21 protein-coding genes are annotated in these 21,351 nt (G+C 40.6%); 19 read left to right on the top strand and 2 right to left on the bottom strand.

The genetic code is table 11. The features are described 5' to 3' along the window. The first annotated feature begins 13 nt into the window (after window positions 1-13). From rnz to WS08_RS04085, 5 genes are all read left to right on the top strand, one after another. Window positions 14-1,003 (top strand): ribonuclease Z, encoded by a 990-nt coding sequence (gene rnz, locus WS08_RS04105; RefSeq protein ID WP_009496406.1) that lies wholly within the window; start codon window positions 14-16, stop codon window positions 1,001-1,003. Then, window positions 996-3,296, top strand: coding sequence for a single-stranded-DNA-specific exonuclease RecJ (gene recJ, locus WS08_RS04100; protein WP_009496408.1), 2,301 nt, complete (start codon window positions 996-998; stop codon window positions 3,294-3,296). The genes rnz and recJ overlap by 8 nt, the downstream gene beginning before the upstream one ends. A 4-nt stretch (window positions 3,297-3,300) precedes the next feature. Next, window positions 3,301-3,816 carry an adenine phosphoribosyltransferase gene (locus WS08_RS04095; protein WP_009496410.1) on the top strand — a complete coding sequence of 172 codons (516 nt, stop codon included), beginning with the start codon at window positions 3,301-3,303 and terminating at the stop codon, window positions 3,814-3,816. Between the two features lie 280 nt (window positions 3,817-4,096). After that, window positions 4,097-4,333, top strand: coding sequence for a DUF896 domain-containing protein (locus WS08_RS04090; protein WP_038528946.1), 237 nt, complete (start codon window positions 4,097-4,099; stop codon window positions 4,331-4,333). A gap of 69 nt (window positions 4,334-4,402) precedes the next feature. Beyond that, complete coding sequence (locus tag WS08_RS04085) at window positions 4,403-4,630, top strand: YneF family protein (RefSeq protein ID WP_009496415.1); 228 nt, start codon at window positions 4,403-4,405, stop codon at window positions 4,628-4,630. Between the two features lie 95 nt (window positions 4,631-4,725). Here the strand turns inward: WS08_RS04085 and WS08_RS04080 are convergent, their stop codons facing one another. Beyond that, window positions 4,726-5,364 carry a lysophospholipid acyltransferase family protein gene (locus WS08_RS04080; protein WP_009496417.1) on the bottom strand — a complete coding sequence of 213 codons (639 nt, stop codon included), beginning with the start codon at window positions 5,362-5,364 and terminating at the stop codon, window positions 4,726-4,728. A gap of 96 nt (window positions 5,365-5,460) precedes the next feature. On the opposite strand from WS08_RS04080, the gene WS08_RS04075 reads away from it, so the two are divergent. The 3 genes from WS08_RS04075 (at window position 5,461) to rpsB (ending at window position 7,481) form a co-directional block, all read left to right on the top strand. Beyond that, the gene (locus tag WS08_RS04075) at window positions 5,461-6,225 is read left to right on the top strand and encodes a tRNA1(Val) (adenine(37)-N6)-methyltransferase (RefSeq protein ID WP_009496419.1); all 765 of its coding nucleotides are present in this window, start codon (window positions 5,461-5,463) and stop codon (window positions 6,223-6,225) included. Then, window positions 6,218-6,502 (top strand): GIY-YIG nuclease family protein, encoded by a 285-nt coding sequence (locus WS08_RS04070; RefSeq protein WP_009496421.1) that lies wholly within the window; start codon window positions 6,218-6,220, stop codon window positions 6,500-6,502. Before WS08_RS04075 ends, WS08_RS04070 begins: the two co-directional genes overlap by 8 nt. Window positions 6,503-6,716: 214 nt before the next feature. Then, complete coding sequence (rpsB, locus tag WS08_RS04065; protein ID WP_009496423.1) at window positions 6,717-7,481, top strand: 30S ribosomal protein S2; 765 nt, start codon at window positions 6,717-6,719, stop codon at window positions 7,479-7,481. Between the two features lie 180 nt (window positions 7,482-7,661). On the opposite strand, the gene WS08_RS04060 is transcribed toward rpsB, so the two are convergent. Further along, window positions 7,662-8,327 (bottom strand): TrbC/VirB2 family protein, encoded by a 666-nt coding sequence (locus tag WS08_RS04060; protein WP_009496425.1) that lies wholly within the window; start codon window positions 8,325-8,327, stop codon window positions 7,662-7,664. Between the two features lie 460 nt (window positions 8,328-8,787). On the opposite strand from WS08_RS04060, the gene tsf reads away from it, so the two are divergent. From tsf to WS08_RS04010, 11 genes are all read left to right on the top strand, one after another. Further along, window positions 8,788-9,663, top strand: a complete 876-nt coding sequence (gene tsf / locus WS08_RS04055) for a translation elongation factor Ts (RefSeq protein WP_009496427.1) — start codon at window positions 8,788-8,790, stop codon at window positions 9,661-9,663. A 24-nt stretch (window positions 9,664-9,687) separates the two neighbouring features. Then, the gene (gene pyrH / locus WS08_RS04050; protein WP_009496429.1) at window positions 9,688-10,410 is read left to right on the top strand and encodes a UMP kinase; all 723 of its coding nucleotides are present in this window, start codon (window positions 9,688-9,690) and stop codon (window positions 10,408-10,410) included. After that, window positions 10,410-10,967 carry a ribosome recycling factor gene (frr, locus tag WS08_RS04045; RefSeq protein WP_009496430.1) on the top strand — a complete coding sequence of 186 codons (558 nt, stop codon included), beginning with the start codon at window positions 10,410-10,412 and terminating at the stop codon, window positions 10,965-10,967. The genes pyrH and frr overlap by 1 nt, the downstream gene beginning before the upstream one ends. Window positions 10,968-11,086: 119 nt before the next feature. Continuing rightward, complete coding sequence (locus WS08_RS04040) at window positions 11,087-12,232, top strand: LCP family protein (protein ID WP_009496431.1); 1,146 nt, start codon at window positions 11,087-11,089, stop codon at window positions 12,230-12,232. Between the two features lie 118 nt (window positions 12,233-12,350). Further along, window positions 12,351-12,524, top strand: coding sequence for a hypothetical protein (locus tag WS08_RS06930; protein ID WP_157788567.1), 174 nt, complete (start codon window positions 12,351-12,353; stop codon window positions 12,522-12,524). A gap of 225 nt (window positions 12,525-12,749) precedes the next feature. Then, entirely contained in the window at window positions 12,750-13,418 is a 669-nt protein-coding gene (locus WS08_RS04035) for a hypothetical protein (protein ID WP_009496432.1), read from the top strand. Between the two features lie 278 nt (window positions 13,419-13,696). Then, window positions 13,697-15,508 carry a glutamine--fructose-6-phosphate transaminase (isomerizing) gene (glmS, locus tag WS08_RS04030; protein ID WP_009496433.1) on the top strand — a complete coding sequence of 604 codons (1,812 nt, stop codon included), beginning with the start codon at window positions 13,697-13,699 and terminating at the stop codon, window positions 15,506-15,508. A gap of 116 nt (window positions 15,509-15,624) precedes the next feature. Continuing rightward, entirely contained in the window at window positions 15,625-17,379 is a 1,755-nt protein-coding gene (locus WS08_RS04025; protein WP_009496434.1) for a DUF2075 domain-containing protein, read from the top strand. A 115-nt stretch (window positions 17,380-17,494) separates the two neighbouring features. Then, window positions 17,495-18,052: a hypothetical protein gene (locus tag WS08_RS04020; protein ID WP_038528441.1), complete on the top strand. Its 558-nt coding sequence runs from the start codon at window positions 17,495-17,497 to the stop codon at window positions 18,050-18,052. Window positions 18,053-18,213: 161 nt separating this feature from the next. Next, a complete protein-coding gene (locus WS08_RS04015) occupies window positions 18,214-19,437 on the top strand; it encodes a CCA tRNA nucleotidyltransferase (protein ID WP_009496436.1) in 1,224 nt (407 codons plus the stop codon). Continuing rightward, complete coding sequence (locus WS08_RS04010; protein WP_009496437.1) at window positions 19,437-21,350, top strand: ABC-F family ATP-binding cassette domain-containing protein; 1,914 nt, start codon at window positions 19,437-19,439, stop codon at window positions 21,348-21,350. Before WS08_RS04015 ends, WS08_RS04010 begins: the two co-directional genes overlap by 1 nt. Window position 21,351: the final 1 nt, after the last annotated feature.

Genomic DNA, 21,351 nt, shown 5'->3' with positions numbered 1-21,351 from the left:
TTGAGGTTGGAAGATGCAAATTGAATTTTTAGGAACTGGAGCTGGTGTACCGGCACGTTATCGTAATGTGACGAGTATTGCTTTGCGTTTGTTAGATGAATTAAATTCTGTGTGGTTATTTGATGCGGGTGAAGGAACCCAAATTCAAATGCTTTCTTCAACGATACGTCCGCGTAAGGTTGATAAGATTTTTGTGACCCATTTACACGGTGATCACATTTTTGGGCTACCGGGATTATTAGCATCACGCTCATTTCAAGGTGGTGAAGACTTATTGACGATTTATGGACCACGCGGTATTCGTCAATTTATCGAAACGAGTTTACGTGTCTCACAAACCCATTTAACGTATCCATTGAATTTTGTGGAAATTCCAAATGAAGGTGGCGTTGTATTAGAAGAGTCTGAATTTACTGTGACAGCGATGCCGCTAGATCACAAGATTCTGTCATTTGGATACCGTGTTGTGGAAGCGGATAGTGCCGGTGAATTACAAGTTGAAAAATTACGTGAACTGGGTATTCCATCAGGACCGGTTTATGGTCGTTTGAAGCGTGGTGAAGAAGTAACGTTAGAGGATGGCACGGTTGTGAATGGTGCTGACTTTATCGGACCAGATAAGCCGGGACGTGTTGTGACGATTTTGGGTGATACACGTAAAACACCGAATGCTGCTGTCTTAGCTGAAGGCGCCGATGTGCTGGTTCATGAATCAACATATGGTAAGGGTGAAGGTAAGCAAGCTCGTAATCACTACCATGCAACAAGTATGCAAGCCGCGGATGTAGCAGATGCTGCGCAAGTTGGGCGTCTATTTTTGACGCACATTTCAGCACGCTATGCGGGAAAGTCAGCCAGTGAATTGGCTTACCAAGCCCGTAGTGTCTTTAAGAATACACGTGTTGTTAATGATTTCGATGTCTATGAAATTCCAACAGGTGAGCAGAGTAACACACAACCAATTAAATTAGATCACACGGAGTTGGGAGACGAAGATGATTGAAGCACAATATCAATGGATTGCGGGAGAAAGTGATATAGCTGTCAAACAAGCGTTGATGGATGCGATTGAAATGCCAGAACTACTGGCAGAACAATTAGTGCAACGTGGTATGACAACGCCAGAAGAAGTCATGGCCTTTTTACAACCCACTTTAGAACAATTGCATGACCCAGCTGAAATGTTTGGCATGGACGTTGCGGTTGATCGTATTTGGCAAGCAATTGATGCTGGAGAAAAGATTGTTGTTTACGGTGATTATGATGTTGATGGTATGACAAGTACCGCCATCATGACATGGGCGCTAGAATTGATGGGCGCTGATGTTTCATATTTTGTACCAAGTCGTTTCACAGAAGGATACGGACCTAATTTAGCGAAGTATCAAGAATTGGCCGCCGCGGGGATGCAATTGCTGGTTACGGTTGATAATGGTGTCTCAGGTGCGCGTGAAGTTGCCTGGCTACAAGAGCATGGTGTTGACGTTATTGTGACGGATCATCATGAGTTGCCGGTGAAATTACCGGAAGCGGTTGCGATTGTCCATCCACAACATCCAGCGGGTGATTATCCTTTCAAGCATCTATCAGGGGCAGGGGTAGCGTTTAAAGTTGCCTCAGCATTGTTAGAAGCGCCAGCAGATGATGTGTTGGATTTGGCTGCCTTGGGAACCGTGGCGGACGTGATGCCATTACGTGATGAAAATCGTGCATTAGTTGCGCTTGGATTAGCGCAACTTCGCGAACAACCACGTGTTGGTTTGGATGAAATGTTGCGAGTAGCCGGTAGTGACCTGGCTAAGGTTGATGCGGGTACAATTGGATTTACTATTGGACCGCGACTAAATGCTGTTGGGCGTTTGGCAGACCCAACATTGGGTGTGCGTTTGTTGCTAACTGAAGAAGAACAAGAAGCGGCCGAAATTGTTGAAGAGGTTGAAGCGTTAAACCAACAACGCCAAGCGCTCGTTGAATCCATTACGAATGAAGCGATTGAACAAGCTGAGACAATGTCAGACCCTGTGTTGGTTGTGACTGGTGCTGGATGGCATGAAGGTGTCTTAGGAATTGTGGCGAGTCGCTTAGTAGATCGTTACAATAAGCCCACAATTGTTCTAAGTGAAGAAGATGGACGTTTGAAGGGGTCAGCCCGTTCAATGCCAGCATTTGATTTATTCGCAGCATTAGATCCACATCGCGATTTGTTTATTGGTTTTGGAGGTCATGCTGGTGCAGCCGGTATGACTTTATCAACTGATAACTTAACAGCTTTACGCCAAACATTGATTCAAGCGGCACAAGACCAATCATTAGACCAAGCTGGAAAAGCTGAGTTGATGATTGCGCAAAAAGTGACCTTAGCGGACTTTACGCGTGAGACATATGATGTCTTGCAAATGTTAGCGCCGTTTGGAGAAGGTAATCCTGAACCGCAATTTGAAGTGACTTTGTCTGGCGTTGATAATCCTAAAACAATGAGTGATGGAAAGCATATTCGTTTTAATGGTCAAACACCATTAGGTAATTTGCCAGTTGTTGGATTTGGCTATGGGCATTTAGCGACTGAACTAGGTGGTCGTTTCGACACAATCCGTGTTGTTGGAACGATGTCTGAAAATACTTTCCGTGGTAGCACGACCTACCAAATGATGTTGAAGGATATGGAAGCGACTGGTGCGGCTGTGTTTGACTGGCGAACGTCTAAGCTGACGCCAGAAGCAGTGAGTCATCCGGGAACATATGTTTTCTTTAACGAAAACATTCAAAATCAAATGACAGGACGCTTAGGCGCCGCGGCTGAGGCCGTTAGTTTTGATGATGTCTTTTCAAAGACGATGGTGGATACATTGATTTTGGCAGATATGCCAAAGTCATTAGAACAATTAAGTGAAGTCTTGCAATTTGTACCAGCACGTAAGGTCGGGGCTATCTTCTACAGTCTTGATCAAGCGTACTTACAAACAGTGCCGCAAAAAAGTGACTTTGCAAAAGTGTATCGTTTTACACAAGGTCATCAAAATGTGAACTTGAGTGGACAATTCCAACAAGTCGCCGATCATCTAAAAATGAAGCCACAAATGTTAAAATTAATATTTAAGGTGTTTTTAGAAGTGGAATTTGTTAAAATAGAAAATGGTTTCTTAAATCCAATCGCCGAACCGGCGAACGTTGATTTGACCGAAACAAACGCGTACCAAACTTTTATGGCACAGCGTGATTTAGAAAAACAACTAATATACAGTACAACAGCTGAACTTGATCAGTTGTTGTCGCAACTGAGTCAGCAGGAGAATTAACAGCATGTTAGATTTGCACGATTACATTGTTTCCATTCCGGATTTCCCAGAACAAGGGATTGTCTTCCGAGACATTACACCATTGTTGGCTGATGGGGATGCCTACCGTCAAGCAACTGCAGAAATTGCGCAATATGCCCGTGAACATGATGTCAACGTTATCGTTGGACCTGAGTCACGTGGATTCTTGGTTGGTGGCCCAGTGGCTACTGAACTAGGAGTTGGGCTTGTACCTGCACGTAAGCCAGGGAAGTTGCCTCGCGAAGTGAAGTCTGAAACATACGCATTGGAATACGGAACTGCTAGCTTGGAAATGCACGTAGATGCCATCAAGCCAGGTGACCGTGTTTTGATTACAGATGACCTTTTGGCAACTGGTGGAACAATCGAAGCAACAATTAAGTTGGTTGAATCAATGGGTGGGGAAGTCGTTGGACTTGCTTTCTTGATTGAATTGGCTGGTTTGAATGGTCGTGACCGTCTAAAGGGGTACGATATCTTCACATTGTTGGATTACTAATCAATATTAACGAAAAAGAGCTGATTTTAATGAATCGGCTCTTTTTTTGTCCGTTTATAGCGGGATATATAGATGGTTAGTGTGGGTGTAATCAAAGTTCAATCTACGATGTAATTACACGAACATAGCGGCTAAAACGTGGTAAAATAAAGGTAAGATAATTTGAGAGGGGATACAAGATATGACTGATGAAAACAAGGTAGTAGAACCAGTAAACACAGCAGATATTAACCATGAAGCAGAAGAAGCACAAGGTGGACAAGCGGCTGAAACAGATCACATGACTGCGGTCCGTGAACGTATCAACGAACTTGCTGCTAAGGCAAAGACAGCCGAAGGTCTAACAACTGAAGAAGAAGCAGAACGTGCCGAACTACGTGCTGAATTCTTAGCTAACTTCCGTAAGGCATTCCGTTCACAAGTTGAAATGCTACAAGTATTTGACGATGATGGTAATGAAGTTACACCAGAAAAAGTTCGTGAAATCCAACGTGATAAAGGGATTCGCGATAACTAGCACTAGCCACAACGCCAATAGTTCGGTAGAATATTGAGTGAAGATTAAATAAATAATGGGGTTTTTGACATGAACACAGGAATTTGGATTGCAATTGTTGTACTTGCTGCTATTTTGGGAGCCGTAGCGGGATTCTTCGGAGCTCGTCGTTCAATGACGACTTACATGAAGAACAACCCACCTATCTCAGAAGACATGATGCGCTCAATGATGACATCAATGGGGCAAAAGCCTTCACAAAAGAAGTTGAACCAAATGATGGCGCAAATGAAGGCGCAATCAGGGGACAAGAAGTAATTAGCTTGATTTATTAGGCTAATAAAAAACCTTTGAGGAAGTGTATAGACATTTCTTCAAAGGTTTTTCTTTTGTTTCATTCATGTTTTGAATGACTAGTCCTTAGGATTAGGATCAACATATGTCCAATCAGGATCAATTGATGCATCTAGTCCATTAAAGGCAGCTGTTAATTCTTGGTCAATAATTTGAACGTTTTCGTCAGTCATCTTCATCTTGCGGTCAACTTCAACAGGTGCGCCGATGGCAACGCTGACTTGGCCACGCTTGAATGGATTGAAAAATTCGCTCATCTTAACGGGACCTTGGTAGACAACAGGAACCAAAGGAACACCAGCCATCTTGGCGATCATCATTGCGCCACCCTTCATTTCCTGTGAGTGACGTGTTCCTGATGGGAACATAATCAAACTCATATCCGTTTTCTTCAATGAATTAACGGGGATTTTGATGGCAGATGGGCCAGGATTTTCACGATCAACAGAAAAAGCATTGGCGTTCGTTAAAATCCAGCGTAAAATGGGATTTTGAAAGAGTTCTTTTTTAGCCATGAAAGTAAAGCGCTTTGGCCAAACAGCTAATGCGAAGTAAATCATGTCCCAAAGGGCACGGTGCGGCCCGACCATGATGTAATTACTTTCTTGGGGTAAGTTTTCTTTGCCGGTTACGGTATAGCGGCCATTGAAAAGCCAGAATACAACGTTCACGACATAACGTGCAACAGTATAAAACATAAATAACCTCCTGAATAATGAAATTATTATACCATGGAGACAGAGTGTGTACGCTATTGTACATTAAAAGATAAGAGAGAAATTGAGGTAACAGATATGACAACTCCACTAAAACCTGGTGAGCGAATTGATATGCTCTACAACGATGAAGTTCACATTATTCAAAGTCGTGACGTCTTTTCATTTTCATTAGATGCGGTTTTGTTAGCGAACTTTGCTTTACCACGTAAGCGTGGTAAAGGTCTTAATGTTGATTTAGGCGCTGGTAATGGAGCTGTATCATTGTTTATGGCCCACAAACTGATTGGTGACATCGTTGGTGTTGAAATCCAACCCGAATTAGCCGATATGGCTCGTCGTTCGGTTGAAATGAACAATCTGTCAGACCAAATTACCATTTTGAACAAAGATATGCGTGATATTTTTGATGATATTCGTCCAGGAAGTGCGGATATGGTTGTCTCTAATCCGCCATATTTCTCAGTTGATTCAGAACAAACTGCCTTTAAGAAGGATGAGCATTATGCCATTGCGCGTCATGAAATCAAAGCCGACTTAGCATTGGTTACCAAGACTGCGAATAAGTTATTGAAGAATAAGGCGCATTTCTTTATGGTGCACCGTCCAGACCGTCTGTTCGAAATTTTGGATGCTTTGCGTGCGGCCCATTTGTTCCCTAAGAAGCTACAATTTGTGTATCCGTTTGAAGGGGCAGAAGCGAATATTGTTTTGATTGATGCGATTAAAGATGGTGATCCAACTGGTGCGCGCATTATGCCGCCGATTGTGACCCATAATGAAGATGGGACATACCGTCAAGAAATCTTAGATATTTACGAAGGACGCAGTCACAATGAATAAGCCGTACTATATGTATGTCTTATTGACGGCAGACAATACGTACTATGCCGGCTTTACGGATGATGTGGGGCGCCGATTTGCCACACATCAAGCAGGTAAGGGGGCCAAGTACACGCGTGTACCAAGTCGTCGACCTTTGAAATTATTGCATGCGGAAAGTTTTCCAGACAAATCGCAAGCATTGAAAGCAGAAGCGGCGTTTAAAAAATTAACCCGTGCAGCGAAAACGGCGTATCTTGTGGCGCATGGTGTCACTGATTTTACGCCGGAAAAATAATATCGTTTGTATGGTAGGATCCCCTATGTCATCATAGGGGATTTTGCTGTTTAATTAAGTTGACTTTCCATCTATGACACGGTAAAATTTGTAGTTGGTTCGTTAATTGTAACGACCATAAATACGCACTGAATTCAATAACTCACTGGGTGCTCGAAAGAGTCGGTGACTTACATGCGAATTTAGGTGGAAAAACATTTGGAGGAAGATACTCATGGCAGTAATCTCAATGAAGCAATTGCTTGAAGCTGGTGTTCACTTCGGTCACCAAACTCGTCGCTGGAACCCAAAGATGGAAGAATACATCTTTACAGAACGTAACGGAATCTACATTATCGACTTGCAAAAGACGGTAAAGTTGGTTGACCAAGCGTACAACTACATGCGTGACGCCGCTGCTGATGGAGCCATCGTATTGTTCGTTGGTACTAAGAAGCAAGCTCAAGACGCAATTGCTGAAGAAGCTACTCGTGCAGGAATGTACTTCATCAACCACCGTTGGTTGGGTGGAACATTGACTAACTGGCAAACAATCCAAAAGCGTATCGAACGCTTGAAGGAATTGCGTGCTATGTCAGAAGATGGTACTTTCGACGTATTGCCAAAGAAGGAAGTTTCATTGTTGAACAAGCAACGCGAAAAGTTGGAAAAGTTCTTGGGTGGTATCGCAGATATGCCTAAGGTTCCAGACGTACTTTACGTTGTTGACCCACACAAGGAACAATTGGCTGTTGAAGAAGGTCGCAAGTTGAACTTGCCTATCGTGGCTATGGTTGACACAAACGCTGACCCAGACCAAATCGATGTTGTTATCCCATCAAACGACGACGCTATCCGTGCCGTTCGTTTGATCACTGCTAAGATGGCCGATGCGGTTATCGAAGGACGTGAAGGTGAAACTAACGTTGAAGAAGCAATGGTTGCTGAAGAAGCTTCTGTTGAATCAATCGAAGAATTGACTAACATTGTTGAAGGTTAATCTCTTCTAAAAAGAAGGCAGACTTAGGTCTGTCTTTTTTTTTAGCATTGAATAAAATAGAAATGACAAATAAAAAAGCTGGTAACAGGAGGTTCTGTTACCAGCTTTTTATTTGCGAGGTATGCAAATGACGTAACTACTCATTTGAAATGATAGAAATCTACCAGATCAAAATAAGAATTAGTTCATTGCTGAAGCCATGTATGCGTCAGTGATCTTTTCACCTTCTGCCATGTACACGTCAGTCAACTTTTCGCCCCAGTCTTCATATTCCTTGTAGGCGTCTCCGTTACCAGAACCAGTCTTGTACATAATCTTAGCCATTTCGCTAATACCGTCAGTATTGATCTTTGCTAGCTTTTCGATTTTCTTCGTTGAAATCTTAGCCAAACCTTCGACACCTTCAGTGTTTGAAGCTGCTTCAGTGTTGTATTCTTCAATTAGACCAGGTGTCGCAGCTTTGATTTCTGCAGAGTATTGTTCGTAGATGTCTTCGTATGAAGCGTTAGACTTCTTATCGTCTGACTTCTTGTCTGCAGACTTTGATTCTGACTTAGAATCAGACTTAACTGCTGTAGTAACAGAATCTAATGCCTTTGAGTATGATGCTTGTGTCATCATAACAATGGCTCCTGTAGCAACCGCTAGCCCCAAACTAACGTATGTTAAAGTCTTCTTCCCACCGCGGTTAACAAGGAAAGAAATTCCTGTCAAAATTAATGCAATAACTGCCAAGAAAAAGGCAAAGTTATTCACGATAGGTACCCAAGATAGCAATAACCCTAATGATCCTAATACAATCCCGATGATTGGAAGAGCAAGCTTTTCTGCTTGTTTTTCAGTCATAATGTCAAACTCCTATTCCAGCTTTTAGCGTGATTCAGGATTGCACGTATGTTTTCGTGACAGGAGTGAGAGGGTCATTATCTATCTTTTTCAAATGTTTAAACAGTAATTTAAATTTTATTATATTGCTTACGAAATGTAAACGGTGTATTTGTTTTTTCTTTCAGATATGAAACAAAAAAGTAAAGAATCGGTGAATATATCATTTCTGAAGTGTTAATTTATGTTGATTGATGAATTGAACAAAAGAAAGTGTGTTAGAAGACAAATGTGATTATGGTGAAAGTCATCTTTTTTGTTTTCTAATACGAGATTAATTGATATTATAAAAATATAGACAAATTGTTCTACGGAAATAGGCAAAATATTTTGACTATCCTTAGTGACACGCTGGAAAGCAAGCGGTTTTTTGTGTATAATAAACAAGATGAATTTTTGAAATAAAAAGGAGACCATAGATATGGCAATTAGTGCAGCACAAGTTAAGGAACTACGTGATAAGACTGGAGTAGGAATGATGGACGCCAAGAAGGCGTTGGTTGCTACTGACGGTGACATGGACAAGGCGATTGACGTTTTGCGTGAAAAGGGAATGGCTAAGGCAGCTAAGAAGGCTGGAGCCGTTGCTGCTGAAGGTATGACTTACGTTACTGTTGACGGAAACAAGGCAGCTATCATTGAATTGAACTCACAAACTGACTTCGTTGCTGGAAACAAGGAATTTAACGACTTGTTGCACACTGTTGCAGAAGTTATCGTTGAAAACTCTCCTGCAGACGTTGACGCTGCTTTGGAATTGACTGTTGACGGTCAAACTTTGAACGAATTGATCATCCACACTACACAAGTGACTGGTGAAAAGATCACTTTGCGTCGTTTCCAAGTTATGGAAAAGGATGGATCACAAGAATTTGGTGCATACTCACACATGGGTGGACGTGTATCAGCTCTTCTATTGCTTGACGGAACAAACAAGGAAGTTGCCAAGGATGTTGCTATGCACATCACTGCCATCAACCCATTGTACGTAAGCCGTGAAGAAGTTCCTGCTGACGTTTTGGCACACGAAAAGGAAGTTTTGATGAACTCAGAAGACCTTGCCGGTAAGCCAGAAAACATCAAGGAAAAGATGGTTGAAGGACGTTTGGCTAAGTTCTTGGCTGAAAAGACTTTGAACGAACAAACTTTCGTTAAGGCTGCTGACAAGGAAACTGTTGGTGACTTCGTTGCTTCACACGATGCTAAGGTCGTATCATTCGTACGTTACGAAGTTGGTGAAGGAATCGAAAAGGCAACTACTGATTTCGCGGCTGAAGTTGCTGCGCAAATCGGTTAAGCTTAGGCTTAACGGGTGATATAAATGGCAGACGTAAAGTACAAACGTGTTCTCTTGAAGTTGTCAGGAGAAGCACTTGCCGGTGGTCGCGGTTTTGGAATTGACCCTGAAACGGTTAATGCTATTGCAGCGGAACTGAAGGAAGTGTACGAGCTAGGAGTTGAAATCGCCATTGTTGTTGGTGGTGGAAACCTTTGGCGTGGAGAAGCTGGCGCAAAGATGGGAATGGAACGAGCACAAGCCGACTACGTTGGAATGCTTGGTACAACTATGAACGCTTTGGCCTTGCAAGATGCCCTTGAATCTCAAGACGTTCCAACTCGCGTGCAAACAGCGATTGAAATGCGTCAAGTTGCAGAACCATATGTTCGCCGTAAGGCTGTGCGTCACCTTGAAAAGGGTCGTGTTGTTATTTTTGGAGCAGGTACAGGGTCACCTTACTTCTCTACTGATACAACATCAGCACTGCGTGCAGCTGAAATCAACGCTGAAGCTATCTTGATGGCTAAGAACGGTGTTGATGGTGTCTACTCTGACGATCCTCGTAAGAATCCTGATGCAACAATGTTTACTGCATTGTCACACCAAGATATTATCGAAAAGGGTCTTAAGGTTATGGATTCTACAGCTTCAACGTTGTCACGAGATAATGACATTAACCTGGTTATTTTCAACATGAACACTGAAGGAAACATTAAGCGTGTTGTTCTTGGTGAAAATATCGGAACTACTGTGGAGGCTAACTAATGGCACATGAAATCTTAAATGCGGCAAATGAACGTATGGGTAAGGCAGCTGATGCCTTGCAACGTGAATTAGGCCAAATTCGTGCAGGAGTTGCTAACCCATCAATCTTGCGCCCTGTTACGGTTGACTACTATGGTGCTCCAACACCATTGAACCAATTGGCGTCAGTGACAGTTCCGGAATCACGTGTATTGTTGATTGCACCATTCGACAAGTCTGCTTTGAAGGACATCGAACAAGCGATCTTCGCATCTGATTTGGGATTGACACCAGCCAACGATGGTACAGTTATTCGTTTGGTGATTCCAGCATTGACTGAAGAAACACGTAAGGAATTGGCCAAGGATGTTAAGGCAGAAGCTGAAAAGTCTAAGGTTGCCGTACGTAACATTCGTCGTGATGCAATGGATGATATCAAGAAGGCTTTGAAAGCCAGCGAAATGTCTGAAGACGAAGCGCACGGTCTTGAAGAAGACGTGCAAAAGGCTACAGACGGAGCGGTTAAGCAATTAGACGCTGTCGCAGCTGAAAAAGAAAAAGAATTGCTTACAATTTAATTGTAAGTTAAAAGCCTCCAAACCTGTTTGGGGGCTTTTTATGTACATTTTAAGTTGATATGCTAAAATTCTAAAAGAATATAGCGGATAAAATATTATCCATCAAGGAGAGATTTTTTATGGCAGATGAACAATCATCACGCATGGCCCGTCTTGACGCCAGTCGAAACGCGGAAAAGAATAATAAGCCAAAGAAGCCCAAGAAACGTTGGGTGAAGTGGGTTATTATCATTCTGTTGTCACTTTTGACAGTTGGTGTTGGTTTGGGTGCATATGCATACATGCAAGCTAAGAACGCAGTTGATCATACATATCAATCAGCGGACATCCAAAAAGCACGTGATTCAGATAAGATTTTGAAAGATGGAAAGCCAGTATCAATCCTATTGTTAGGAACAGACACTGGAGAATTGGGACGTAACTATAAGGGACGTACTGATTCAATCATGTTGGTGACAATCAACCCAACTGAAAAAGAAACAAAGATGGTTTCTATTCCTCGTGATACCTTGGTATCAATCAAGGGAGCAAATCCAGCATTCCCACAAAAGATTAACGCTGCTTATGAAACTGGTTCAGCCGCTGCGTCTATCGAAACTGTACAAAACTGGTTGAATGTTCCTATTGATTATTATGCTCTTGTGAACATGGGTGGTCTAGAAAAGGTTGTTGATAAGATTGGTGGAGTTAAGGTTGCCTCTCCACTAACATTCGACTTTAACCCAGACACAGCTCGCGCTGATGAGGGGAACTTATACTCATTTACTGAAGGATCAACATCATTTACCCATACTGGTGAAGATGGTGTGACACACAATTACGATTCAATGGATGGTAAGGCTGCTCTAGCATTCTCACGTATGCGTTATGCGGACGGTGATGGTGATTATGGACGTCAAGCGCGTCAACGTCTAGTTCTTGAAGCAATTATGCATAAGGTTGCCTCAAACCCACAATTGTTATTGTCTGCAGACTTCTTGGCGGCGATGTCAGATTCAGCACAAACGGATCTAACATTTAGTGATATGACATCATTGGGATTGAAGTATAATGGTGCTCTTAACAAGATGACGAGTGATCACGTACAAGGTGACACGATGATGTTGTCTTCTGGAAGTACAGAAGTGGTCCCACGTGCCGAACAACAACGTATTACTGACTTAGTACGTGATGGTTTGGATCTTAAGCCAGAAACAACAGGTAATCTATATGCCGATGACGTTTCTATGGATGAAATGATTGCGGAAGGCGTACCAACTGAATAAATGAAATTAAAGAGTTAACTCAAGTGAGTTGACTCTTTTTTTGTTGCCTGAATACTGAGGATAAGCTCAGGTAGGGTACAATGTAATAAAGTACGTACGCGTAAAGAAGGGGAAATAAATGGATCTTAAATCATTTTGGGTGAAGTTGGTGAACACTAATGCGGTTATTAATCACGCTGAAGTGGGGATGAAGAAGAAAAATCTCGTGATTAAAAAAGAGTCAAAGGTTGAGTTGCCCACCAAGAAAGCAGATGAGCAGCTAAAAAAATATAAAAAGAATTTCATGATCTGATATAGCGATAGTTAGAAAAGGTTCTTTGAACGATTTAACCGAGATGGTGGTCTTGAGAAAGGCGTTATAAATAATGTATTTGTATTTTTTTGACATATCAAAGTATGTTGATTAAATCGACAATTTATGTGAAATGTTTTAAAATAAAAAAGATATTTATGGGAATAAGTTAAAACCATCACGTGCAAGATTCGAATCACGTAAAAAGCTAGAGGAGTAAGTTATATGAGTGAAAAGCAAGCAGAAAAGATGGCATTGCCGATTGTGGGTATTGTATTAGGCGCATTGGCATTGATCATGTCATGGATTCCTTTTATGAATTTGTTTGGGTTCTTTTTAGCCCTTGTAGGATTGGTATTAACAGGGATTTCGTTCTATGTGAATCGTCAAGGTAAGAAGGTGTTAACATTCATTAGTTTGGGGCTAGTGATTGCTGGGGCAGCTATTTCAATGGCATTTCATGTGTCTTATGTACAATTATATAAGGTAGCTGAAAAAAGCATTCAAGAAGAACAAAAACGTGAAGAGAAGCGTGCTATCGCTGATGTGAAGAAGGAATTTGCGGAAATGAGTGCTGAAGAAGGCATGGAAATGAAAATCGTTGGTGAACCAACCATTAACTTGGACAATGATGGTAATACTTGGAATCAAGAAAAGTATGATGCGTTGAAGGTTGGTGCTGAATTAACTGGTGTCGGTGGATCTAACGCAGCTGACATTGAAAAAGAACACGGTGTTGCAACATCTTCTGTAGAAGTTGAAGTTGGGGGCATCACGCTGAAGGTGTTAACATGGACCGATGAATACGACGAAGATGATGATTCTGGGGTGGTGTTGACGTTTATTAAGCAAAGCAATGGCGACTGGCTATTGTCAGACAAAGAAATTGCGTAATGAAACAAGCTGCGTGATATGTAAAACTATAGAAAAGGCTTAGGAATATATTCCTAAGCCTTTTTTTATACATTCCAAAAGAAATTTCCTTATAATTTTGATGTCTAAAGAAACCACATATACCAATGTGTTGTAAGTTTTTTGTATACCAATCCAAACCAATGGTATAAGGTTTTTCTTTTGTTTTTATTGACTATACCATTTATAAAAAGCATAATGGTTTAAGTTGATAAAAAGAAAAAGAACGAGCATAAACGCTCATGTAGGAGGAAATATATATGTATTGTGGAATTGTGGGATATACGGGACTAAACTACCAATCAGCACCAGTGTTGTTGGAAGGACTACAAAACCTTGAATATCGTGGATATGATTCAGCGGGAATCTACGTACCAGACACTAACAAGGGTGTAGACCAATTGGTTAAGGAAAAAGGACGTGTTGCAGAACTTGCCGCATTGGTTGCTAAGAGTGATGTAGATGGTAAGGCTGGGATTGCGCACACACGTTGGGCAACACACGGTGTTCCTTCTGTTGCAAATGCTCACCCACACGTTAGTGCAGATGAACGCTTCTACCTAGTTCACAATGGAGTTATCGAAAACTACCTTGAATTGAAGGAAGAATACCTATCTGATGTAACTTTCGTATCAAACACTGACACAGAAGTTGCTGTGCAATTGATTGCTAAGTTTGTTGCTGATGGTATGACAACGCTTGAAGCTTTGCAAAAGTTGACAAGCATGTTGGCTGAAAACTCAGCTTACGGATTCTTGTTGATGGATGATCAAGAACCAGACACAATGTACGTTGCAAAGCGTAAGTCACCACTTTTGATTGGTGTAGGTGAAGACTTCAACGTTGTAACATCTGACGCGATTGCAATGTTGGATCAAACACATGACTTCATCGAATTGAACGATAACGAAATTGCGATTGTTACACCAACAAATGTGACTTTGTTTGATGATAAGGGTGTTGAAACAACACGCGAATCATTCCACTTGGACATTGATGCTGCCGCGGCTGACAAGGGAACATACGAATTCTACATGTTGAAGGAAATTGACGAACAACCAGTGGCTATCCGTCGCTTGTTGGAAAAGTACTTTGACGAAGAAGGAAATATCTTGCTAGATGAACAAATCATCGCAGACATGAAGCAAGCAGATCGCTTGTACATTGTTGCGGCTGGTACTTCATACCACGCTGGACTTGTTGGGGCTCGTATGTTCGAAGCTTGGTCAGGTATTCCAACTGAAGTACACATTTCTTCAGAATTTGCTTACGAACAACCCATCTTGTCAGAAAAGCCATTCTTCATTTTCTTGTCACAATCAGGTGAAACAGCTGACTCACGTGAAGTATTGCAAAACGTGAACCAAGCCGGATTCAAGTCACTAACAATGACAAACGTTGAAAAGTCTACTCTATGGCGTGAAGCAACATACGCTCTACCATTGATGGCTGGTCCTGAAATCGCGGTTGCGTCTACTAAGGCTTACGTTACACAAGTTGTTTTGCAAGCTATTGTAGCGCACGCTATGGCCGAAAACGTGGACATCAACCTAGAACAAGAACTATCAAAGATTGCTGTTGATATTCAAGGTATCGTTGATGACAAGGAAGTCTTTGAAAAGGTTGCACAAGATCTTCTTGTACCTGCTTCAAACGGATTCTACATTGGTCGTGGTGTTGATGCCTTTGTATCATTGGAAGCTGCTTTGAAGTTGAAGGAAATCTCATACATTCAAACTGAAGGATTCGCTGCTGGAGAATTGAAGCACGGAACTTTGGCCTTGATTGAAGATGGGACACCAGTTATCACATTGATGACACAACCTAAGACTGCTGGATTGGTACGTGGAAACATTGCTGAAACAGAAGCTCGTGGAGCTAAGTCATTCGTAATCGCTGCTAAGTCATTGGCAAACGATACAGATGGTTACATCTTGCCAGATGTTGAACCATTGCTAGCACCATTGGTATCAGTTGTGCCTACACAATTGTTGGCTTACTACACATCAAAGCTACGTGGATTGGACGTTGACCACCCACGTAACCTTGCTAAGTCAGTTACAGTGCAATAATAAAGTAAGTAAAAACCCTCAGTTTTTAGACTGAGGGTTTTTTATGTTGTTAAATTTACTGAGGCTCTAATATTGTTATATAATTAAAATCACATAAAGAAAATGGATGTGAAAATATGGCGAAGTATGGTGTTGTTAATCTTGATTTGGATAATCATAACAAAATAATTAATTATGAGTTCTTGCAACAAGGAATAAAAAATAAATTATTGTCAGGAAATGTTATTTACATTTATCATAGTGATAAAACAGGACAAGTATATATAGGACAAACTAAGCATTTTATCTCACGACATACGCAACATTACAGCGGAATTGAAGAAAATTTTATTAAGATAAAATTTAACAAGGTATTAGTTGTTTATTCAAGTCTGTTTCATGGATCTGCCTTAGATGATGTAGAACGTCAATTGATTATGTATTTCAAATCTGATTATGAAAAGAAGACGACAGTATCTTTTGATTTTCAAGAAGTAGTTAATAAAACAAATGGGAACTATGTAAACGAATATAAAGATCAAGAAAAAGTGCTATTTAATGTTTTGGTTCCTTTGTGGGAAAATGAGCTAAGACAAAATGGATTAGTTAATGCTGCATCATTAAAAGAATTAAAATCCAGTGTTTTAACTAAATATAGTCCAATAAAATCACTAACAATTGAGCAGGAAGCTATTATTGATAAAATTTTGACTGAACCAGATATGAATTTTGTCATAAATGGTGATGCTGGAACTGGGAAAACAGTAATTTTAACCCATTTAGTGGCGAGATTGCTTAAGGAAAATCCTGGGAAACGAGTGGCGGTGGTAGTTCCGCCAAATTGGGAAAGAATTGGAAAAGAAATTTTTAATGTATATGGATTTCCTAAACAACAATGGGATGTTGTCACATCTACTAAGTTAATCACATCAGGCGAAAAATATGATTACATTGTTGTTGATGAATCACATAAATTGTCACGTAGAGGAAATAAGCAACATCCTACATTTAATTCAGTGTATAAAAAGCTAGGTTATGAAAATTTACATAGCCATTTAGAAATAATTCAACGAGTAGGAAAACAAATCATTCTAATGTATGATGTTTTGCAAGGTATTCGACCGGCTAATATATCTCGACACGATTATCGTGAATTAACGAAAAATTACAATCAACAATATCTATCAACACAATTCAGAATCAAAGCGCCTAAGGGTGCTTCGTATACGTCTGAGGATTATGTTAATGGAATTAAGTGGTTGTTATATAAAGACATGGATATATTGCATCAAACAAACTTTAATCCTGATTTTAATAGGGATGTATTTAAGCAAATGGATGATGAATCTTATTTTGGGTACTATACTGAGCAACCTTTAAAAAATTTAATTGATTGGATTGAGCACGATAGGAATTTAAACAGTCATCATACTAATAGAGTACTTGGAGGATTAGTTGAGTATTGGGCACAAAAAGATGGAAAAGATTCAAAGAAGTATCATTGGATTGAAGGCGATATTAAACGACGTTGGAATTCAACACAAGAAAATTGGATTGACTCAGACGAAGAAGATGCTGAAGATCAAATTGGCTCAGTATTTGCTGTGCAAGGTATTGATTTGAATAAAGTAGGTGTTCTTTTAGGTGATGATTTAGGGATAGATGAGAAAGGACAGTTGTATGCTGTTCGTGAAAATTTTCATAATGTAAATGGTGTTTTTTCTGTAGATGAAGCCTTTACTGATGAAAACAAAAAAGAATTTACATTGTTCGTTTTAAACATTTACTATGTTCTGTTAACTAGAGGTATTGACGGTATTAGGATTGGTTTTTGGAAAAATGATGAATTGTTTGATTATTTTGAGAAAACGTTATTGATGGATGAGAAATGATGATATTTCCATATATGTAAATGTACAATTGTTTTTATTTTCATCTAAATTTAATTGTTTTGAAATGTTAATGGATGTTATTATTATGATAATGTTTCAAAATGGGGAAGTGGAAATGGGAAAATCAGAAAAGATTTTAATGATAATTGTATTAGTGGGAACTATTATTTCTGGTAGTGCAATTTTTGGGATGGTTAGCGCAAAAAAGATAGAAAAAGTAGCACCAGAATCTGTGATTGAAAGAGTATCTAGTGAATCGGAATCACGTGCCGCTAAAGAATCAGAAGTCAGTGAATCTATGAAACAATCAAGTGAAGTACCAGAGGTTACAACTACTCCTGAGTCTACAGATAGTGCAATGATTTCATCAGCTGAAACAAATGTAAAATCAAATGCAGTAAGGTTTGGCACAACGAATCAATCATTGTGGCCGATCCGTGAAAGTATCTTAAATAACATTTATGGACACATTCATAGTAAGAGTGATCCTACTGGTTTTGCGATGTGGCTAGTTGAAAAAACAAATGGTTTTTATGTTTATGCAGGACATCAAATGCCGGGAAGTGTGATTGGTACTGTAACCGATAATGGTGACGGGTCGTTTACCTACGTAAAAGATATGTCATCAGACTATAATAACAAGGATAATCAAGACTTTAAATTTAGAGCATAAATATAATTTCTTAATTAAGATAGATAAAATGCCAGTGGAAATCATGAAATTTCTACTGGCATTTTTGTGTACATACAGATACAGATGAATATATAAAAAAATGAACGAATCCCCGCATTCCTTGCTATACTAGAGATACGAGAAAACACTTGGAGGCTAGTATGCAAATTGAGAATTTACCAGCAGAATTTGAAGCCGCGTTACCAATTTTAGCGACCATTGAAGCAGGTGGTTATGAAGCTTACTTTGTCGGGGGATCAGTCCGCGACACATTATTAGGTAAGCCGATTCATGATGTGGATATTGCGACATCTGCATATCCGAATGAAGTTAAAGAATTATTTGAACGTACTGTGGATACAGGGATTGAACACGGTACAGTGATGATTTTGGACCACGGACAAGGTTATGAAACAACAACCTTCCGAACAGAATCAACCTATACAGACTTCCGTCGTCCTGACGAAGTAACGTTTGTCCGTTCATTGGAAGAAGATCTAAAGCGTCGTGACTTTACGGTGAATGCTTTAGCGATGAAAGCAGACGGGACAATCATTGATCTATTTGATGGATTAGCTGATTTAGACAACGGTATCTTACGAGCAGTTGGCGATGCAAATGAGCGTTTCAATGAAGATGCATTACGTATGGTGCGTGCTGTCCGTTTTGCGGCGCAATTGAATTTTGAAATTGAACCAGCTACCTTAGTCGCGATTCGTGATAATGCGGCTCTGATGGCCCATATTGCCGTTGAACGTACGAACGTGGAATTCACGAAGTTGATGCAAGGAAAAGCAGCGCACTATGCGGTGTTGGAAATGGTCACAACTGGTCTCTTTAAGTTCATGCCTGCGTTAGGTGGTTCTGAATTAGATCTTGTGGCGTTTGCGAAATTATTAGTCGCTAGCCAACCGCAAACAGCTGAAATTGCATGGACTTTATTAGCGTTTGAATTGGGACTATCTAGTGAAGATTCAAATAAGTTCTTACGTACTTGGAAGCACAGTAAGGACATGCTAAATGAAGTGCGTGCGAGTCTAACATTGTTAAATAAGTTACGTCTAGGCGATGTAACGAACTTTGACTTGTACATGACTGGGTCAGCGATTCATACAGCATTGGTGGTCGCAGAATTAAGCGAACTACAAGTGGACACACAACGTCTCGCTGAACGTTATGACGCCTTGGTGATCAAGAGCAAGGCTGAACTACAAATGACAGGTAAAGAATTAACTGTCGACTTTGGTTTGAAGCCTGGTCCACTGTTTGGACGCTTGATTAACGATTTGGAAGCTGCGGTGGTGGCAGGTGAACTGCCTAATGATGCAGCTGCGTTAGCGGACGCTGTGAAAACAGCCATTGAAAATGAAAACGAGAAAAAATAATGAAACAATTACGAGCAATTGATTTAACAAGTATCTATGGGGAAAAGACATTACTTGATCACGTATCGTTTCTAATTGAAACTGGTGACCGTGTTGGTGTTATCGGAGTTAATGGTTCTGGAAAGACAACATTGATGAATGCCATTTCTGATGTGGTGCCAGCTGATAGTGGGATGATTGACACACCAAATGACTATACAATTGGTTACTTGGCACAAGAGCCAATTCTAGATGATGAAAAAGATGTCTTAGAAGCTATTTTTGCGGGAGCACAACCAGTCTTTCAATTGATACGTGATTATGAAGCTGCTTTAGAAGCCTATTCAGCACATCCGGAAGATGACAAGGTGATTGCGAACTATACGAAGCTACAAGCCCGTATGGACCAAGAAGAAGCTTGGTTGGCCGAATCAGAAGTGAAGGCGATTTTGACACAACTTCATTTGCCTGATTTCAACTTGAAGGTCAGTCAACTATCTGGGGGACAACGTAAGCGTGTCGGTCTAGCGCAAGTATTGATTCAAGCACCAGACCTATTGTTGTTGGACGAACCAACCAACCATTTGGATTTTGATTCAATTGAATGGTTAGAAAAGTACTTGGCGAGTTACCATGGTGCCGTGATGACCGTAACCCACGATCGTTACTTCTTGGACCACGTAACAAACCGTATTTTCGAATTGTCATTTGGACAATTGTACGAATACAAGGGTAACTATGAAGCTTTTGTGACGGCGAAAGCTGAACGTGTTGCCGCACAAAAGACGGCTGATCACAAGAATGAACAATTGTACAAGCAAGAATTAGCTTGGATGAAGGCTGGGGCACGTGCTCGTTCAACCAAGCAAACAGCGCGTCAAAATCGTTTTGCGGAAATTGAAGCGCAACGTGGGACATTGCAAATTGATGAAGACGTTGAAGTTGCGATTGGGCAATCACGTTTGGGTAAGAAGGTTATCAATATTGAAGACGCAAATCTTGATTTTGATGAACGTATTATCTTGAAAGACTTCAATGAATTGATTCAAGCGAATGAACGTGTTGGGATTACTGGACCAAATGGAACAGGTAAGTCAACGCTATTGAAGGTTATCGCCGAACAACAATCACTAGATAGTGGAATTGTTGAAATTGGAGAAACAGTTAAAATGGCCTTTTACACGCAAACAACGGAACCTATTCCTGAAAACAAGCGTGTCTTTGAATATCTAACAGATGTTGCGGAAGCAATCACTGACCGTAATGGTAATCGTGTGTCAGTTTCTGACTTGTTGGAACAATTCTTATTCCCAAGCTTCATGCATGGAACTTTGATTCATAAGTTATCAGGTGGGGAAAAGCGTCGTTTGTACTTGTTGAAGCTATTGATGCAAGAACCTAATGTGCTATTGCTAGACGAACCAACCAATGACTTGGATATTGGGACATTGACTGTTCTAGAAAACTACCTACAACACTTTGCGGGTACAGTTATTACAGTTTCCCACGACCGTTACTTCTTGGATAAGGTTGCGCAAAAGCTATTGGTCTTCCATGGCCAAGGTGAAATTTCACGTTTTGCGGGTCATTTCTCTGATTACTTGGAGCGCTTTGGTGCCCCAACGATTGAGAATGCGCCAAGCAAGTTAGCTGAAGCAAAAGAAGCTGTGCAACCAGTCGTTGAAGCAACACCTGAAGTTGTTGTGGAAAAGAAAAAGAAGTTCACTTGGGCTGAAAAGCAAGAGTGGGCTACTATTGAAGATGATATTGCAGCGTTAGAAGAAAAAGTTGGTGAACTAGAAGCGGCCATGATTGAAAATGGGTCTGATTTTGGTAAGCTAAGTGATCTACAACGTGAATTTGATGCAACGAACACAGCGTTGGAAGACAAGATGTTGCGTTGGGAAGAACTTTCAGAACGAGCGGAGAATTAAT

It is taken from the genome of Weissella tructae, assembly GCF_000732905.1.
In the GTDB taxonomy this organism is placed as follows: domain Bacteria; phylum Bacillota; class Bacilli; order Lactobacillales; family Lactobacillaceae; genus Weissella; species Weissella tructae.
This window is presented reverse-complemented; position numbering and strand designations above follow the sequence as displayed.

Excerpts from the sequence above, each read along its gene's own strand:
- rpsB (WP_009496423.1), top strand. The coding sequence starts at position 6,717 with ATGGCAGTAATCTCAATGAAGCAATTGCTTGAAGCTGGTGTTCACTTC.
- WS08_RS06930 (WP_157788567.1), top strand. The coding sequence starts at position 12,351 with ATGGATCTTAAATCATTTTGGGTGAAGTTGGTGAACACTAATGCGGTT.
- WS08_RS04080 (WP_009496417.1), bottom strand. The coding sequence starts at position 5,364 with ATGTTTTATACTGTTGCACGTTATGTCGTGAACGTTGTATTCTGGCTT.
- WS08_RS04035 (WP_009496432.1), top strand. The coding sequence starts at position 12,750 with ATGAGTGAAAAGCAAGCAGAAAAGATGGCATTGCCGATTGTGGGTATT.
- WS08_RS04095 (WP_009496410.1), top strand. The coding sequence starts at position 3,301 with ATGTTAGATTTGCACGATTACATTGTTTCCATTCCGGATTTCCCAGAA.
- WS08_RS04070 (WP_009496421.1), top strand. The coding sequence starts at position 6,218 with ATGAATAAGCCGTACTATATGTATGTCTTATTGACGGCAGACAATACG.
- WS08_RS04015 (WP_009496436.1), top strand. The coding sequence starts at position 18,214 with ATGCAAATTGAGAATTTACCAGCAGAATTTGAAGCCGCGTTACCAATT.
- pyrH (WP_009496429.1), top strand. The coding sequence starts at position 9,688 with ATGGCAGACGTAAAGTACAAACGTGTTCTCTTGAAGTTGTCAGGAGAA.
- WS08_RS04090 (WP_038528946.1), top strand. The coding sequence starts at position 4,097 with ATGACTGCGGTCCGTGAACGTATCAACGAACTTGCTGCTAAGGCAAAG.
- WS08_RS04075 (WP_009496419.1), top strand. The coding sequence starts at position 5,461 with ATGACAACTCCACTAAAACCTGGTGAGCGAATTGATATGCTCTACAAC.
- WS08_RS04020 (WP_038528441.1), top strand. The coding sequence starts at position 17,495 with ATGGGAAAATCAGAAAAGATTTTAATGATAATTGTATTAGTGGGAACT.
- WS08_RS04060 (WP_009496425.1), bottom strand. The coding sequence starts at position 8,327 with ATGACTGAAAAACAAGCAGAAAAGCTTGCTCTTCCAATCATCGGGATT.
- WS08_RS04040 (WP_009496431.1), top strand. The coding sequence starts at position 11,087 with ATGGCAGATGAACAATCATCACGCATGGCCCGTCTTGACGCCAGTCGA.
- tsf (WP_009496427.1), top strand. The coding sequence starts at position 8,788 with ATGGCAATTAGTGCAGCACAAGTTAAGGAACTACGTGATAAGACTGGA.
- WS08_RS04085 (WP_009496415.1), top strand. The coding sequence starts at position 4,403 with ATGAACACAGGAATTTGGATTGCAATTGTTGTACTTGCTGCTATTTTG.
- glmS (WP_009496433.1), top strand. The coding sequence starts at position 13,697 with ATGTATTGTGGAATTGTGGGATATACGGGACTAAACTACCAATCAGCA.
- recJ (WP_009496408.1), top strand. The coding sequence starts at position 996 with ATGATTGAAGCACAATATCAATGGATTGCGGGAGAAAGTGATATAGCT.
- rnz (WP_009496406.1), top strand. The coding sequence starts at position 14 with ATGCAAATTGAATTTTTAGGAACTGGAGCTGGTGTACCGGCACGTTAT.
- frr (WP_009496430.1), top strand. The coding sequence starts at position 10,410 with ATGGCACATGAAATCTTAAATGCGGCAAATGAACGTATGGGTAAGGCA.
- WS08_RS04010 (WP_009496437.1), top strand. The coding sequence starts at position 19,437 with ATGAAACAATTACGAGCAATTGATTTAACAAGTATCTATGGGGAAAAG.
- WS08_RS04025 (WP_009496434.1), top strand. The coding sequence starts at position 15,625 with ATGGCGAAGTATGGTGTTGTTAATCTTGATTTGGATAATCATAACAAA.